The 13,205-nt window shown below is 64.8% G+C and carries 15 protein-coding genes; 10 read left to right on the forward strand and 5 right to left on the reverse strand.

Translation table 11 applies throughout. The annotated features are described in order from the left end of the window. Positions 1 to 3 precede the first annotated feature (3 nt). The 6 genes from R3P93_RS22780 to R3P93_RS22805 are packed head-to-tail and all read left to right on the forward strand — an operon-like array spanning position 4 to position 5,942. Positions 4 to 1,035: a TIGR03842 family LLM class F420-dependent oxidoreductase gene (locus tag R3P93_RS22780; protein ID WP_149408066.1), complete on the forward strand. Its 1,032-nt coding sequence runs from the start codon at positions 4 to 6 to the stop codon at positions 1,033 to 1,035. Continuing rightward, on the forward strand, positions 1,032 to 1,967 hold the full coding sequence (locus tag R3P93_RS22785) for an ABC transporter permease (protein ID WP_317534188.1): 936 nt from the start codon (positions 1,032 to 1,034) through the stop codon (positions 1,965 to 1,967). Before R3P93_RS22780 ends, R3P93_RS22785 begins: the two co-directional genes overlap by 4 nt. Next, entirely contained in the window at positions 1,964 to 2,743 is a 780-nt protein-coding gene (locus R3P93_RS22790) for an ABC transporter ATP-binding protein (RefSeq protein WP_149408064.1), read from the forward strand. The genes R3P93_RS22785 and R3P93_RS22790 overlap by 4 nt, the downstream gene beginning before the upstream one ends. After that, positions 2,740 to 3,498 (forward strand): ABC transporter permease, encoded by a 759-nt coding sequence (locus R3P93_RS22795; RefSeq protein WP_149408063.1) that lies wholly within the window; start codon positions 2,740 to 2,742, stop codon positions 3,496 to 3,498. Before R3P93_RS22790 ends, R3P93_RS22795 begins: the two co-directional genes overlap by 4 nt. Further along, entirely contained in the window at positions 3,495 to 4,631 is a 1,137-nt protein-coding gene (locus R3P93_RS22800; RefSeq protein WP_094638603.1) for an ABC transporter substrate-binding protein, read from the forward strand. The genes R3P93_RS22795 and R3P93_RS22800 overlap by 4 nt, the downstream gene beginning before the upstream one ends. Continuing rightward, positions 4,632 to 5,942, forward strand: a complete 1,311-nt coding sequence (locus R3P93_RS22805; RefSeq protein WP_317534189.1) for an aspartate aminotransferase family protein — start codon at positions 4,632 to 4,634, stop codon at positions 5,940 to 5,942. Here R3P93_RS22805 and R3P93_RS22810 read toward each other — a convergent pair whose 3' ends face one another. The 3 genes from R3P93_RS22810 to R3P93_RS22820 form a co-directional block, all read right to left on the reverse strand. Further along, positions 5,943 to 7,325, reverse strand: a complete 1,383-nt coding sequence (locus R3P93_RS22810; RefSeq protein WP_317534190.1) for an FAD-binding oxidoreductase — start codon at positions 7,323 to 7,325, stop codon at positions 5,943 to 5,945. A 90-nt stretch (positions 7,326 to 7,415) separates the two neighbouring features. Next, positions 7,416 to 7,952 (reverse strand): DUF3558 domain-containing protein, encoded by a 537-nt coding sequence (locus R3P93_RS22815; RefSeq protein ID WP_269595612.1) that lies wholly within the window; start codon positions 7,950 to 7,952, stop codon positions 7,416 to 7,418. Positions 7,953 to 7,956: 4 nt separating this feature from the next. Continuing rightward, positions 7,957 to 8,472: a DUF3558 domain-containing protein gene (locus R3P93_RS22820; RefSeq protein ID WP_317534191.1), complete on the reverse strand. Its 516-nt coding sequence runs from the start codon at positions 8,470 to 8,472 to the stop codon at positions 7,957 to 7,959. 192 nt (positions 8,473 to 8,664) lie between these two features. Here R3P93_RS22820 and R3P93_RS22825 point away from each other — a divergent pair, with 192 nt between their 5' ends. Beyond that, on the forward strand, positions 8,665 to 8,976 hold the full coding sequence (locus tag R3P93_RS22825) for a hypothetical protein (protein ID WP_068048371.1): 312 nt from the start codon (positions 8,665 to 8,667) through the stop codon (positions 8,974 to 8,976). 24 nt (positions 8,977 to 9,000) lie between these two features. On the opposite strand, the gene R3P93_RS22830 is transcribed toward R3P93_RS22825, so the two are convergent. Both R3P93_RS22830 and R3P93_RS22835 read right to left on the reverse strand, forming a co-directional pair. Further along, positions 9,001 to 9,645, reverse strand: a complete 645-nt coding sequence (locus R3P93_RS22830) for a Type 1 glutamine amidotransferase-like domain-containing protein (protein WP_317534192.1) — start codon at positions 9,643 to 9,645, stop codon at positions 9,001 to 9,003. Next, complete coding sequence (locus R3P93_RS22835) at positions 9,642 to 10,091, reverse strand: HIT family protein (RefSeq protein WP_394855348.1); 450 nt, start codon at positions 10,089 to 10,091, stop codon at positions 9,642 to 9,644. Before R3P93_RS22835 ends, R3P93_RS22830 begins: the two co-directional genes overlap by 4 nt. Positions 10,092 to 10,336: 245 nt before the next feature. Between R3P93_RS22835 and R3P93_RS22840 the strand changes: the two genes are divergently transcribed. The 3 genes from R3P93_RS22840 to R3P93_RS22850 are packed head-to-tail and all read left to right on the forward strand — an operon-like array spanning position 10,337 to position 13,199. Next, a complete protein-coding gene (locus tag R3P93_RS22840; RefSeq protein ID WP_068048363.1) occupies positions 10,337 to 11,455 on the forward strand; it encodes a Re/Si-specific NAD(P)(+) transhydrogenase subunit alpha in 1,119 nt (372 codons plus the stop codon). Continuing rightward, the gene (locus R3P93_RS22845) at positions 11,455 to 11,778 is read left to right on the forward strand and encodes an NAD(P) transhydrogenase subunit alpha (RefSeq protein ID WP_068048360.1); all 324 of its coding nucleotides are present in this window, start codon (positions 11,455 to 11,457) and stop codon (positions 11,776 to 11,778) included. Before R3P93_RS22840 ends, R3P93_RS22845 begins: the two co-directional genes overlap by 1 nt. Beyond that, positions 11,778 to 13,199 carry an NAD(P)(+) transhydrogenase (Re/Si-specific) subunit beta gene (locus R3P93_RS22850; protein ID WP_149408056.1) on the forward strand — a complete coding sequence of 474 codons (1,422 nt, stop codon included), beginning with the start codon at positions 11,778 to 11,780 and terminating at the stop codon, positions 13,197 to 13,199. Before R3P93_RS22845 ends, R3P93_RS22850 begins: the two co-directional genes overlap by 1 nt. The last annotated feature ends 6 nt before the right edge of the window (positions 13,200 to 13,205 follow it).

Genomic DNA, 13,205 nt, shown 5'->3' on the forward strand with positions numbered 1-13,205 from the left:
GCCATGGACATCGGGGTAGTGCTCCAGTGCAATCCGCCGGCGTCCCGTGTTGTCGACCTGGCCAGACAGGCAGAGACACATGGTTTCTCGCATGTGTGGACGTTCGATTCGCACCTGCTGTGGCAGGAACCGTACGTCATCTACAGCCAAATTCTGGCCGCGACGAGGCGGGTGACCGTTGGCCCGATGGTCACCAATCCCGCCACCCGCGACTGGACGGTGACGGCATCGACGTTCGCGACGCTCAACGACATGTTCGGCAATCGGACCGTCTGCGGCATCGGCCGCGGTGATTCGGCCGTCCGTGCCCTCGGCGGCAAGCCGACAACCCTTGCAACGCTGCGGGAATCGATAGAGGTGATCCGTAACCTGGCCAACGGGCGGAGCGCCCGGGTCGGTGAGACGACGGTGCAGTTCCCGTGGGCGGAGCGGTCCCGGCTCGAGGTATGGGTTGCGGCGTACGGACCCAAAGCCCTCGAGCTCACCGGTCAGGTGGCGGACGGGTTCATTCTGCAGCTGGCCGATCCCGATATCGCGGCCTGGACGATCGGTCGGGTCCGCGCTGCGGCCGAGCAGGCGGGTCGCGACCCGGATTCGATCTCGATCTGCGTTGCAGCTCCCGCCTACGTGACCGACGGTACCGACGCAGGGCTCGAACACGCCCGAGATCAGTGTCGTTGGTTCGGCGGGATGGTCGGCAACCACGTCGCCGATATCGTCTCGCGATACGGCGGCGATGGCGGTGGTGTTCCGCAGGCTCTCACCGACTACATCGCAGCGCGCAAAGGGTACGACTACAACGAGCACGGTCGAGCAGGAAACTCGCACGCAGAATTCGTTCCGAACGAAGTGATCGACAGGTTCTGCCTACTGGGCACCCCGGCCGATCACATCGCCAAGCTGAAAGAGCTGGAAACACTCGGCGTCGACCAGTTCTCGGTGTACCTGCAGCACGACGCCAAGGCCGCGACACTCGAGGCCTACGGAGAGAGCATCATTCCGCAGATCCGCCCGAGCGTGACGGCAACGTCGTGACGAGTCTGCTCGATCAGGCTGCGGTGGTGGCACCCACTTCCGCCGGTGCGAATCGAGGAGTGCGGCGTCCGGTGATGGCAGTGGTGGCCGTCGGCTCGTTGCTGGCGGTCTGGGAGCTGGTGAAAGTGCTCGTCCCCGAGAACGGGGTGAGTGTCGCCGGAGTGCGGGTGCTGCCGCGCACCGACGACGGTGCACTACCGCACGTGTGGTCGGTGTTGGCGGCGCTGACCGAGCCCGAGGTGAACGTCGCCGGCGCTCGCAGTGTCGGTGCCGCGATCGTGTCCAGTGGACTGTTCACGTTCGGGCTCGCCGTACTCGGGTTCGCGCTGGGGACGGTGGTCGGGCTGTTGCTGGCCGTGACGATGCAACGGTTCGTGTGGGTCGAGCGGTCCGTGTCGCCGTATGTGATCGTCTCGCAGACGGTTCCGCTGATCGCGTTGGCACCGCTCGTCGCGGGCTGGGGCGGGAAGATCGCCATCGGCGGTTACGCCTGGCAGCCGTGGATGAGCATCACCGTCATCGCGTCGTATCTCGCCTTCTTCCCGGTGGCGGTGGGAATGCTGCGCGGCCTGCGTGCACCCGATCGGGCAGCACTCGATCTGATGCACAGTTACGCGGCCGGATGGTGGAGCACCCTCGTTCGACTTCGCCTGCCCGCCTCTGTGCCGCATCTGATTCCGGCGCTGCGTCTGGCTGCTGCCGCCGCCGTGATCGGTGCCGTGGTCGCCGAAATCTCCACCGGAACGACCGGCGGTATCGGTAGGCAGATCATCGTGTTCTCGCAGCAGGCAACTGGAGACGCGTCCCGCCTGTACGCCGCTGTTCTCGGCGCAGCGGTGCTCGGGTTGGTGGTGACCGCACTGGTATCGCTGCTCGATATCGCGCTCGGCCGTTATGCGGGCCGCTCGCCCGGTCGAAAGGATCGGTCATGACCGAGCATGCGGTACTCGTCGAGGGCGTGGGGAAGACGTTCGACGGGGGAGTGACTGCGCTGGAGGATGTATCGCTCGCGATCGCCCCCGGTGAATTCGTCTCGCTGATCGGGCCTTCGGGGTGCGGTAAGTCGACGTTGCTCCGCATCGTGGCCGATCTCGAGCAACCGACGTCCGGTTCGGTATCGGTGTTCGGCCTGTCTGCTCGCCGAGCCCGCGTCGAACAGAAGTACGGCATCGCCTTTCAACAGGCAGGGCTGCTCGATTGGCGCACAGTGCAATCGAACGTCGCATTGCCGCTGGAACTGCACAAGGTTCCCAAACGCCAGCGGGCAGAACGGGTTCGCGAGTTGCTGAACCTCGTCGGACTCACCGATTTCGCAGAGAAATTTCCCAGCCAGCTGTCCGGTGGGATGCAGCAACGAGTGGCGATCGCACGGGCGCTGGCTCGAACGCCTGGACTGTTGTTGATGGACGAACCGTTCGGGGCCCTGGACGAGATGACCCGTGAGAAGATGCAGAACGACCTACTCCGCATCGCCGAGGAGTCCAGCGCAGCAGTGGTGTTCGTGACCCACTCGATTCCCGAAGCGGTGTACCTGTCCGATCGGGTGGTTGTCATGTCACCTCGGCCGGGACGGATCGTCGACGCACTCACGATCGACAGTTTCGATGCGAACGGGGATCCACGCGAATCGGCGGAGTTCTTCGCGTCCATCACCGCGGTTCGTGACGCATTGCACGGCCGTGCGGTTCGCAGTGCGGATCTGCGATGAAGCTCTGGCTGCCACCGGTGGTGTTCGGCGCGGCGGCGCTCGCACTGTGGCAGTTGCTCACGGTCGTCGCGGGGGTTCCGTCGTTCCTGCTGCCGTCGCCGAGCGCCATCGCCGAGCAATTCGTGCGCAACCTCGGCAACATCGGATCGGCAAGTCTGGCAACGGGAACCAATGCTCTCGTGGGGTTGATTGCAGGTTCGGTCCTGGGTCTCCTCGCAGCAATGGCCGCGGTTCGCCTGCGGATCGTCGACGAACTGCTCACCCCGTTGGCGGCGGGTGCCGCAGCCGTTCCCATCGTCGCTCTTGCGCCGGTGTTCAACTCGATGTTCTCCTCGACCACCGACCTACCGCGGCGACTCGTGGTGACCATCGTCGTGTTCTTCCCGGTATTCGTCAGCGCGGCAAAAGGACTGCGGCAGGTCTCGGCTGTGCACCACGACCTGATGACGTCGTATGCCGTCGGCGGTTGGCAGTTCACCCGCATCGTTCGCCTCCCATCCGCCGTTCCGCACATCTTCACCGGGTTGCGGGTTGCCGCTCCCAATGCTGTCATTGCTGCCATCATCTGCGAGTACTTCGGTGGACTGCAGAACGGTTTGGGGTCGCGGATCACCTCCGCCGCGGCGAACACGGCCTACCCCCGGGCGTGGGCCTACGTGATGGGTGCCATCGCAGTCGGTTTGCTCTTCTTCGTGGTTGTTCTGTTGCTCGAGAAACTCGTGTCCCGGCGTCGTCCCCAGGAAAGATGGATATGAACATCACTCGAACCCCCCGACCCCTTCTCGCCGTCGTCATGGCTCTGGCGGTGGTCGCCTCGGCCTGCAGCACCACCACGACCGACACCGACACCGCGGCCGACGGGAACACCACGATCAAGCTGCAACTGCAGTGGTTCAAACAGGGCCAGTTCGCGGGCTACCTCGCCGCCGTCGATCAGGGTTTCTATGCGGAACAGGGGCTGGACGTCGAAATCCTCGACGGTGGAACGGATATCGTTCCGCAAACCGTGCTCGCCCAGGGGCAGGCCGATTACGCCGTCGCGTGGGTACCCAAGGCGCTCGCATCCCGTGAGGCCGGAGCCGGCATCACCGACGTGGCCCAGATCTATCAGAAGTCGGGCACATTGCAGGTCTCGTTCAAGGATCAGAACATCGCCACACCGGCCGACCTCCAGGGCAAGACCGTCGGAAACTGGGGCTACGGCAACGAATTCGAGCTGTTCGCCGGTATGACCAAGGCCGGGGTCAGTCCCTCCGACGTGACGTTGGTGCAGCAGCAGTTCGACATGAACGGCCTTCTGTCCGGAGATATCGCCGCAGCCCAGGCGATGTCCTACAACGAGTACGCCCAGTTGCTCGAGACCGTGAACCCCGCAACCGGTGCGCTCTACACCGAGGACGATTTCACGTCGCTGAACTGGAACGACGACGGCGTCGCGATGCTGCAGGACGCGATCTGGGCCAATACCGACAAGCTCTCCGACGAGGCGTACCGGGAGCAGACCGTCAAATTCTTGGCGGCATCGTTGAAGGGCTGGATATTCTGCCGCGACAACGTCGAGACGTGCCGCGACATCACCGTCGCTGCGGGCTCGACACTCGGCGCGAGTCATCAGCTGTGGCAGGTCAACGAAGTCAACAAACTGATCTGGCCGTCCGCGGACGGGATCGGAATGATCGACGAGGCGGCCTGGCAGCAGACGGTCGACATCGCGAAGTCCACCCGGAATGCCGAGGGATCGACGGTACTGACGGCCGACCCCGACGCCGAGGCGTACACCAACGAGTACGTCACCGAGGCTTTGGATTTGTTGAAGGCCGACGGTGTGGACGTGACCGGAGAGTCGTACGCTCCGATGGAGGTCACACTGGAGGAAGGCGGCAAGTAGATGGATCACGTGTTTTACTCCTGGTCGGCGCAGGCCGAACTGAATCCGATCACCGTCGAGGGTGCGGAGGGATCGTGGTTCTGGGACGACAAGGGCAAGCGATACCTGGACTTCTCGTCACAGTTGGTCAACGTCAACCTCGGGCATCAGCACCCTGACGTCGTCGCCGCCATCGTCGAACAGGCCCAGGTTCTGACGACCATCTCTCCGACCGTGGCCAACAACAAGCGCAGTGAACTCGCGGCGTTGATCGCCGAACGTGCGCCGGGTGATCTCGACCGAGTGTTCTTCACGACCGGTGGCGCAGAAGCCGTCGAGCACGCGGTGCGGCTGGCGCGACAGCACACCGGACGCACGAAGATGCTTGCGGCGTACCGCTCGTACCACGGTGGAACCGGAGTTGCGATCGGTCTCACCGGTGAGCCGAGGCGTTGGGGCACCGAACCCACCAACGTCGACGTCGTCCGGTTCTTCGGGCCGTATCCCTACCGGTCACCATGGGGGACAACGACTCCCGAGGACGAAACGGCCGCAGCACTGGCACACCTCGAACAGGTCATCGTGCTCGAGGGAGCGCAGAACATCGCCGGACTGATCCTCGAATCGGTCATCGGCACCAACGGTGTGCTGATCCCGCCGCCCGGATATCTGGCCGGCGTTCGGGCGCTGTGCGACAAGTACGGAATCGTCTACATCGCCGACGAAGTGATGGTCGGGTTCGGGCGAATCGGCGAATGGTTCGCATGCCAGGCCTGGGATGTGACACCGGATCTGATCACGTTCGCCAAGGGCGTCAACTCCGGGTACGTGCCTCTGGGCGGGGTGGTCATCTCGGAGAAGATCGCCTCGCAGTTCGATCACAAGCCCTATCCCGGCGGGTTGACCTACTCCGGTCACGTGCTCGGGTGCGCCGCGGGCGTGGCATCCATCGGAGTGTTCGAGCGCGACAAGATTCTTCCGCACGTGCGTCATGTGGGGGAGGACGTACTCGGGGCGGGCCTGTCCAAGCTGGCCGAATCTCATCCGAGCGTGGGCGAGGTGCGCGGCAAGGGATTCTTCTGGGCCGTCGAACTGGTCAGGGACGGCCAGACGAGGGAACCGCTGGTGCCGTTCGCCGCGTCGGGCAAGGACGCGGCGGCCATGGGCACGGTGACCGCAGCGGCGAAGTCCCGCGGTCTGTGGCCCTTCGTATCGGGCAATCGCCTCCAGATCGCGCCGCCGCTGACGACATCCGAGGACGAGATTCGTCAGGGACTGGAAATCCTCGACGAGGTGTTGACGGTGGCGGACGGGTTCACCGTCGACGGGTGATCAGAGCACCGCACCGGGGTTGAGGATGCCCGCTGGATCGAGTGCCGACTTGATTCGGCGGGTGAGTTCCATGACGTCCTCACCGACCTGATCGGGCAGCCAGGCCTTCTTGAGGCGACCGACGCCGTGTTCGCCGGTGATGGTGCCGCCCAACGAAATCGCCAGATCCATGATCGCGCCGAAGGCGATGTTGGCGCGCCGTGTCATGTCGGCGTCCTCGGGGTCGAAGACGATCAGGGGGTGGGTGTTGCCGTCACCGGCGTGGGCGATGACCGCCACCAGCACGTCGTATTTCCTGGATAGCTCGGCGATTCCGTCGACGAGGGCCGGCAGTGCGGGCAGTGGAACCCCGACGTCCTCGAGCAGCAGGCTGCCGAGTCGCTCGACCGCGGGAATGGCGAATCGCCGTGCGGCAGCGAAGGCCTCACCCTCGTCGGGGTCGTCGGTGGTGAAGACATCCGATGCGCCGGCCTCGGTGCACGCGGCCGCCATGATCTCGATCTCGCGACCTCGGTCGGCACCGGGGGAGTCGGACCGAGCAATGAGCATCGCTGCCGCCTCGCGATCGAGTCCCATGTTCATGGCATCTTCGACGGCACCGATGGACGCGCGGTCCATGAACTCGAGCATCGACGGCCGCAGGTTTCGGGTGATGGCCAGAATGGCGGCGGTCGCGTCGTGCACCGACGCGAACGACGCGACCACCGTACTGGCGGGTGGTTGCGCCGGAATCAATCGAAGAGTGATCTCGGTGATGATGCCCAGCGTGCCCTCGGAGCCGACGAACAGCTTCGCAAGGGACAGTCCCGCAACGTCTTTCATGCGTGGCCCACCCAGTCGGACGGCGGTACCGTCGGCCAGGACGACCTCGAGACCGAGAACGTAATCGGTGGTGACGCCGTACTTCACACAGCACAGGCCGCCCGCATTGGTGGCCGCATTGCCTCCGATGGAGCACATCTCGAACGAGGACGGGTCCGGTGGGTACCAGAGGCCGTGTTCTGCGACGGCCTTCTTGACCTCGACGTTGAGCAGCCCGGGTTGTACAACGGCGATGCGGGTCACCGGGTCGACGGTGATCTCACGCATCAACTCGGTGGTGAGCACGATTCCGCCGTCCACGGCGGTGGCACCACCGGACAGGCCCGACCCGGCGCCGCGTGGGACGACCGCCACGTTGTGCTCGGTGGCCCACCGCATGACGGCACGAACGTCCTCGGTGGATTGTGCGCGCACGACGGCCAGTGGGGTGCCGGCGTCGGGATCCTTCGCCCAGTCGCGGCGGTAGCCCTCGGTGATGTCCGGGTCGGTGACCACCGCGCCGGGTGACAGCAGGGATTCGAGCTCGCTCAGGCGGGCATCTGTATCGGTCGTCACCGACATCTCGGTCTCCTCACATCGAAGTTGTGACCGTCGCCACTCGAGTGTGTCACGGCCGCGTGTGCGGTGGAGTCGGGGCCGGTCGGCGCTCGGTCACTGATTGCGTTGCAGCGTCAGTTCTGCGAGTTCGGTGGCGGCGGCGCACGGGTCGGCCGGACTGGCGCCTCGGTACTGCACCCACCAAGTGATGACACCCGAGTACGCCGCGCTGATTCCGCACGACGACGGATCGTCCGGCCGTCGTGACAGGAACGCCGTGGTGCCGGCAACGGCGACGTCTTCGGTCGCGTAGCCGAGCCGATCGGCCAGGTCTCGCTCGCGCGGTAGTGCATCGTTCTCGAACCAGGCGAAAGTCACATCGATGAGTCCGCCGCCGCCGATGCCGGTCCACATGCACACTGCACCGTAGAAGTACTGCTCGACGAGGTCGGCACCCACTGTTTCGGCGATGGTGGGATCGGGGACGGCGATGCACTCCTCGAGCAGCTTGTCGAACTGCCCACTGCCGCCGGATCGAGCGGGCACGGCCGTACCGGTCACGGTGGTGGTGCATCCGGTACCGACGGCCGCAGTGACGAGGACAGCGGCGACGACGCGGCGGGTGGAATCGGCGGAGCGGAATGTCGACATCGGGCTACTTCGCCTTCGAGATCGTGGTTCTGGCCAGATCCTCGACGACGTCGCAGGAATCGCGGGGGCCGTCGACCACGAAGTTGACGGACCAGTGCACGAAGCCGTCTCCGTTCTCGACTCCGGCCTCGCACGACGCTCCCGACGCCGCGGCGGTGAATCCAGGGTGACCGTCCACATCGATGCGCTCGATGGTGCGACCGACGGCCTCGGCCACGGTACTCTCTCGGTCGATGGGGCTGCCGCGGTACCAGGTGAACATCGCGTACGCGCCGCTCGCGGATTCCCAGCGGCAACGAATGGCGTTCTCGGACACCGCCGTCAGGTCGGATACGGCCGTGAGTTCCTGCACTTCGGCGTCGTCCATCGAGCCGCATTCACCGACGAAGAGTTCTTCGGTGATGGGCCGGTCGGCCGTCTCGGACGTATCCGGACCGGCCTCGGTGGCCGGCGTGTTCGAGCATCCGACCAGCCCGAATGCGACCGCAGCGATCAAGGCTGCAACGGCTCGAGTGCGCACGAACTCGGACTTTACCCACCCTGTCGGGGAGAGGGTGAGCGTTTGATGGAAGAGAGTCACATCAGTAACACCAGCCTCAGGCGTTACCAGATCGATGCGTCGTCGACACGTAAATTTGTAGTTCGCCACGCTAGCGTCCAGCGCAGCGAACCTCGCACTCCACGCGGTGCGAGTCGACAAGGAGGCTGCACCATGATCGATCCCGGAAGTGACTCCTGGAACTACGTGGCCGCGATGTTCTCGTACGAATTTCTCGGGGGCGGAATCGAATACGACACCATCGAGCGCATTCACCGAGGCGAGATCGACGAGTGGGTTCAGGCGTTGACACAATCGGGGCTCTTCGATCGAGCAGCCATCGCGCAGATTGCCGACTCGTGGCATCAGGCCCCTCGCCAGTTGTTCGACATGCTGGTACTCGATGCGGACGAAATGACCGCCAGACGGTGCTCGCTGGCGTGGTCCTCGCTGGACCGACTCGCTCCACTTGCTCGCCTGGGCTGAAGACTCGCCCGGGCCGAAGGACGGTCAACTACCGAGCACACGCGTTCCCGACGCATCGACGACGATGGCCTGTTCGTCGGTCAACCCACGGCAGTCGATGCCGTCCCTGCGCAGGCGCTGCATCGTTGCATGCCCTGAATCATTCTCGTCCAGAACGGAATTCAGGTGCGGGACGATCGAGAAACCGACCAGGCCCAGTCCGGTCCACACCGGATCGATACCTGTCGCGGGCCGAACCTCGCCGGGGTCGTCCGCGTCCTCGACGCCGATCAACGACGGTGCGGCAACACACGCGCCCGCGCTGTATCCGCCGTACACGATCGATCCTCGCCGAACACGCTCGGCGATGACCTCGTCTGCGCCCGAGCGGGCGAGTTGAGCGCGCAGGACGAACGTATTGCCCCCGCGAACCCACACCGCGCCGAAGTCGTCGAGGGCGCGCTCGAGAGCAGCGGACCGACCCACGTACTCGCGCAGATCCAGCTCGGCAGGCCGATACCCGAGCGCCCGCAGCGGAACGAACTCGCTTGTGAGCGAGGATTCGCGAGCGGCGCGCGGCCACGCGTCCGATGCGTTCGCAATCACGGCGAGATCGGACGGTGGGCCGGTGAGCTCGACGAAAGCGTCGGAGTGGCCACCGAATCGGTACGACGACAGGAACAGCTTCATGCCGTCGGTTCGCCATCGAGCCGGGCCAACCCGACACGAACGGCGTCCGCGACACGCTCGGGCTCACTCAGACGACGTGTCACGAAGCCGGCCGCGAACCGGAAGCGGTCCCGATGCCAACGAGGCACCACGTGCAGATGCAGGTGGAAGACCGTCTGAAATGCGGCCTTACCGTCGTTGATCACGAGATTGGCTCCGTCGGCGCGCAGGTCCGAGTGCCGGACCGCGCGCGCCAGCGTGTGCCCGACGCGAAACACGTCTGCGGCCGCGTCCGGGTGGGTCGCATTCAGATCGGTGGCGTGCTCGCGCGGAACGACGAGCAGGTGGCCGCGAGTGACCGGCCGAATGTCGAGAAACGCGACAGCATGGTCGTTCTCGAACACGCGATGCGCGGGAGCGTCGCCCGCGACGATGGCACAGAAGATGCAAGGTTCCACGGTTGTCACTGTAGGGTCCGTTCATCACCGATAGACCCATATGGCGCGCATCACAATTGCGCTCCCCGTGGCCGAGGAATGTCGAAACGGACTCGATTCAGAACGAATCGGACTGTGTTCCGGGCTACCCGCGGTCTGTCTCCTCTGGCTACTATCAGGGACCTTGTGCCTTGTCGCATGGGTTCGTCCGCTCGTCGCAGGCTCGGAGCCGTTGGTCGATTCGTGGACACCATTCAACGCAGGAAGACGGAGATTTGGATACATCGCAGAGCACTGAGAAGGGTTCGGGATCCACGACTGTCGTCGGTGTGGTTCGGGAATCGGGGGAGGGCGAACGTCGTGTCGCTCTGGTGCCCAAGATCGTTGCCTCCCTGGCGGGCAAGGGCGTCGAGATCGTCGTCGAGTCCGGCGCCGGTCTCGGCGCTCTGATTCCCGACGAGTTGTACGTCGCCGCCGGAGCGACCATCGGTGATCCATGGTCGGCCGACGTCGTGGTGAAGGTCGCGCCGCCGTCCGACGCCGAGATCGCCAAGCTGACGTCGGGTTCGACGCTCATCGGATTTCTGGCACCGCGCAACGCGGAGAACAGCATCGGGGCGTTGAAGGCGGCCGGAGTACAGGCTTTCGCCGTCGAGGCGATCCCGCGGATCTCACGGGCGCAGGTGATGGACGCACTGTCCTCTCAGGCCAACGTCGCCGGCTACAAGGCCGTGCTGTTGGCAGCGTCGGAGTCCACCCGGTTCTTCCCGATGCTCACCACCGCTGCGGGCACCGTCAAGCCCGCTACCGTGCTGGTGCTGGGCGTCGGCGTGGCAGGTCTGCAGGCGCTCGCCACCGCGAAGCGTCTCGGCGGCCGCCCCACCGGATACGACGTGCGTCCGGAGGTGGCAGATCAGGTTCGATCCGTCGGCGCGCAGTGGCTGGATCTGGGGATCGACGCCGCTGGCGAGGGCGGATACGCGCGTGAGCTGACCGAAGACGAGCGGGTGCAACAGCAGAAGGCTCTCGAAGAGGCCATCAAGGGATTCGACGTGGTCATCACGACCGCGTTGGTTCCCGGACGCCCTGCCCCGCGATTGGTCACGGCCGCGGCCGTCGAGGGCATGAAGCCGGGCAGCGTCGTGGTCGACCTCGCAGGGGAAACCGGTGGCAACTGTGAACTCACCGAGCCCGGCGAGACCGTCGTCAAGCACGACGTCACCATCTGCTCCCCGTTGAACCTGCCGGCCTCGATGCCCGAGCACGCCAGCGAGCTGTACTCGAAGAACATCTCGGCATTGCTCGAACTCATGTTGGTCGACGGCAAGCTCGCTCCGGATTTCTCGGACGAGGTTCTCGCCGGTGCCTGCGTGACACGTGAGAAGGAGAACTGATGTACACCCCGCTGCTCGCGAACATCGCGATCCTGGTGCTGTCCGGGTTCGTCGGCTTCGCGGTGATCTCCAAGGTGCCCAACACCTTGCACACCCCGTTGATGTCGGGAACCAATGCCATCCACGGCATCGTCGTGCTCGGTGCCCTGGTGGTGCTCGGCAAGGTCGAGGATCCGTCCATCGGCCTGCAGGTCATCCTGTTCGTCGCTCTCGTGTTCGGAACGGTCAACGTCATCGGTGGATTCGTGGTCACCGACCGCATGCTCGGCATGTTCAAGTCCAAGCCCGTTCCCGCCAAGGCCACGAAGGGTGCTGACTCCTGATGGACAATCTCGTCAACATTCTCTACATCGTCGCCTTCGGCATGTTCATCTACGGACTGATGGGTCTGACCGGACCGAAGACAGCCGTGCGTGGCAACCAGATCGCCGCTGTCGGCATGTTCCTCGCCGTCGTGGCGACGTTGATCTCTGTTCGCGATACCGAAAACTGGATTCTGATCGTCGTCGGCCTGGTCGTCGGCGTCGCGCTCGGTATCCCGCCTGCTCGCCGAGTGAAGATGACCGCGATGCCACAGTTGGTGGCCCTGTTCAACGGCGTCGGCGGTGGAACGGTTGCGCTGATCGCGTGGGCGGAATTCCTCGACACGTCGGGATTCTCGAACTTCAAGCACGGTGAATCGCCGACGGTCCACATCGTCATCGGGTCGCTGTTCGCGGCCATCATCGGGTCGATCTCGTTCTGGGGATCGCTGATCGCGTTCCTCAAGCTGCAGGAGACCCTGCCCGGCTCGCCCATCACCATCGGCAAGTTGCAGCAGCCGCTCAATGCTCTGCTGCTGATCGGTGCTGTGGGCGCCGCCGTGGTCATCGGCATCAACGCCACTCCGGGCGGCGGGGTGTCGCAGTGGTGGATCGTAGCGGTTCTCGTACTCGCCGGAATTCTCGGTCTGACGGTCGTGCTGCCCATCGGCGGCGCAGACATGCCGGTCGTCATCTCGCTGCTCAACGCTCTGACCGGTCTGTCTGCGGCGGCCGCAGGCCTGGCGCTCAACAACACTGCGATGATCGTCGCCGGCATGATCGTCGGCGCGTCCGGCACGATCCTGACCAACCTGATGGCCAAGGCCATGAACCGTTCCATTCCGGCGATCGTCGCCGGTGGATTCGGCGGGGGCGACGCTGCTGCAGGTCCTGCGGGTGCAGGCGGCGGAACGGCGAAGGCCACCTCCGCAGCCGACGCTGCTATCCAGATGGCGTACGCCAACCAGGTCATCGTCGTTCCCGGATACGGCCTCGCCGTTGCGCAGGCGCAGCACGCGGTCAAGGACATGGCCAAGCTGCTGGAATCGAAAGGCGTCGAGGTCAAATACGCCATTCACCCCGTCGCCGGTCGCATGCCCGGGCACATGAACGTGCTCCTTGCCGAAGCCGACGTCGCATACGACGCGATGAAGGAGATGGACGACATCAACGACGAGTTCGCCCGTACCGACGTCACGTTGGTCATCGGCGCGAACGACGTCACGAACCCGGCGGCGCGCAACGATCCGTCGAGCCCGATTCACGGGATGCCGATCCTGAACGTCGATCAGTCGAAGTCGGTCATCGTTCTCAAGCGGTCGATGTCGTCCGGATTCGCAGGCATCGAGAACCCGTTGTTCTTCGCCGAGGGAACCTCGATGCTGTTCGGCGACGCGAAGAAATCGGTTTCGGAGGTGACCGAGGAGCTCAAGGCTCTCTAGTCACGG

It is taken from the genome of Rhodococcus cerastii (assembly GCF_033042195.1).
GTDB lineage: Bacteria > Actinomycetota > Actinomycetes > Mycobacteriales > Mycobacteriaceae > Rhodococcoides.

Bases quoted from the DNA above. Each gene is read 5' to 3' on its own strand.
- R3P93_RS22825 (WP_068048371.1), top strand. From the start codon at position 8,665: ATGATCGATCCCGGAAGTGACTCCTGGAACTACGTGGCCGCGATGTTC.
- R3P93_RS22815 (WP_269595612.1), bottom strand. From the start codon at position 7,952: ATGTCGACATTCCGCTCCGCCGATTCCACCCGCCGCGTCGTCGCCGCT.
- R3P93_RS22795 (WP_149408063.1), top strand. From the start codon at position 2,740: ATGAAGCTCTGGCTGCCACCGGTGGTGTTCGGCGCGGCGGCGCTCGCA.
- R3P93_RS22830 (WP_317534192.1), bottom strand. From the start codon at position 9,645: ATGAAGCTGTTCCTGTCGTCGTACCGATTCGGTGGCCACTCCGACGCT.
- R3P93_RS22810 (WP_317534190.1), bottom strand. From the start codon at position 7,325: ATGTCGGTGACGACCGATACAGATGCCCGCCTGAGCGAGCTCGAATCC.
- R3P93_RS22850 (WP_149408056.1), top strand. From the start codon at position 11,778: ATGGACAATCTCGTCAACATTCTCTACATCGTCGCCTTCGGCATGTTC.
- R3P93_RS22800 (WP_094638603.1), top strand. From the start codon at position 3,495: ATGAACATCACTCGAACCCCCCGACCCCTTCTCGCCGTCGTCATGGCT.
- R3P93_RS22845 (WP_068048360.1), top strand. From the start codon at position 11,455: ATGTACACCCCGCTGCTCGCGAACATCGCGATCCTGGTGCTGTCCGGG.
- R3P93_RS22780 (WP_149408066.1), top strand. From the start codon at position 4: ATGGACATCGGGGTAGTGCTCCAGTGCAATCCGCCGGCGTCCCGTGTT.
- R3P93_RS22790 (WP_149408064.1), top strand. From the start codon at position 1,964: ATGACCGAGCATGCGGTACTCGTCGAGGGCGTGGGGAAGACGTTCGAC.
- R3P93_RS22805 (WP_317534189.1), top strand. From the start codon at position 4,632: ATGGATCACGTGTTTTACTCCTGGTCGGCGCAGGCCGAACTGAATCCG.